Raw genomic sequence first — 1465 nt, 5'->3', positions numbered from 1 at the left:
ATCTTCACCTACATCGCAGGGCAATACAATGTCAGACCCAAATTTGKCAGCGAAACCTTCCACCCGTGATTTCAGCTTATTATTTTGGTAAGTGAATGCAAGTTCAGCACCTTCACGATGCATTGCCTCAGCGATACCAAATGCGATAGAACGGTTGCTGGCAACACCTGTGATAAGAATGCGTTTACCGGTAAGAAAACTCATAATTTAAATCCTTGGTGACGCAGGTTCACGCTGTTAAAACCTGATAAATAGTCTCAAATCACCCACGTTTCGCATTAATAATTAATGTCGCTTATCCACTACCAAAGGATATTTCATTCTATTTGATAGCTCTAAGAACTCAGTAAAAACAACATCAACTTTAATACTATTCCTGGCGACCCCCTCATAGAATAAATAGTCTGAATACAGGCATTTCATAACGTGATCACGAGCCTGAGATTGATCTTCAGTTTTATCATAAGAAATATTAACAACCAGTAAATCCATACCATTGTTCGTATTGCTAAGGACAAATTGCACTTCAGACTGATTTGAAAAGAATTTTCCTATATTCGCTTTGATTTTTGTCGCTGAGATCAAATTACCACAGATATTAAAACCACTGTCACTGCGTCCACCGAGCACAAAAGAGGAAATATCTTTGCTGATCTCTTTAACAGGTTGCGCGGTATCACCCACATGGTAGCGAATGATAGGAATCAGTGATCCGCGCAGGTCTGTTATATACAGTTTTCCCGTCTCATCAGTTTCCGCAAAAAACCACTTCGCCAGATAACGATATTCATTGATTGGCATTGCAGGCAAATTGATCCCCATCATACCGGTTTCACTGGTGCCATAGAGACCATAAAACTCAGCCTGCGGCCAACACTCCCTCACCCGGTCGCGTTTATGGGAATGGAACATCTCCCCAATATAAACAATTTTTTTAACCGGAAAGGTATAGTTGTGATCCCGGTAATACTGCACCAATTGCATAACACCGGCAGGAGTGGCAATAAGAGTATTAACCTGTGATGTTTCCATAACAGATAAAGTCTTTTCCAGAGAAGATTGTTTATCGAATCTCCCTACTGGCAGCACCGTTGCACCTATATAATAAAGTATTCTCGATAAGCCCTCATATAAAAAACCGAAACAACCGGGAACTAACATATTAGAAACAACATCTGTAGCGTTGAAGATATTTTTTTCTAACAAACGCCTGATATCAAATGGATAAGAATCATAGTCAACAGAATGTAAAATACGATTCCCTAAAATTACCGGCTTACCACTTGAGCCTGAAGTAGAGATCATATAGCACTGATTCAAGATATCTTGTTTCTGCAAAGAGGCAACCATCTGAGAAAGTTGCGCTTTGCCTTGATAAGGATAATTTGTAGAGAAATCATCATAACTTTTAACATCAGGTAAATTTAATGAGTAACCTTGCTCCCGGTAAATAGCAACCATATGG

The 1465-nt window shown here is 39.5% G+C and carries 2 protein-coding genes; both read right to left on the bottom strand.

All coding sequences use genetic code 11. From position 1 onward, the window contains the following. Positions 1-204: SDR family oxidoreductase (locus tag AC1DUO_RS24935; protein WP_477989352.1), on the bottom strand; the 204-nt coding region annotated here is incomplete at its 3' end. Between the two features lie 81 nt (positions 205-285). After that, positions 286-1465 (bottom strand): AMP-binding protein (locus tag AC1DUO_RS24930; RefSeq protein ID WP_477989350.1); only part of this gene is annotated, 1180 nt, incomplete at its 5' end.

It is taken from the genome of Rahnella sp. P4_A8 (assembly GCF_056402435.1).
Note: the sequence above shows the minus strand (reverse complement) of the source record. Positions and strands in the feature narration are given on the sequence as shown.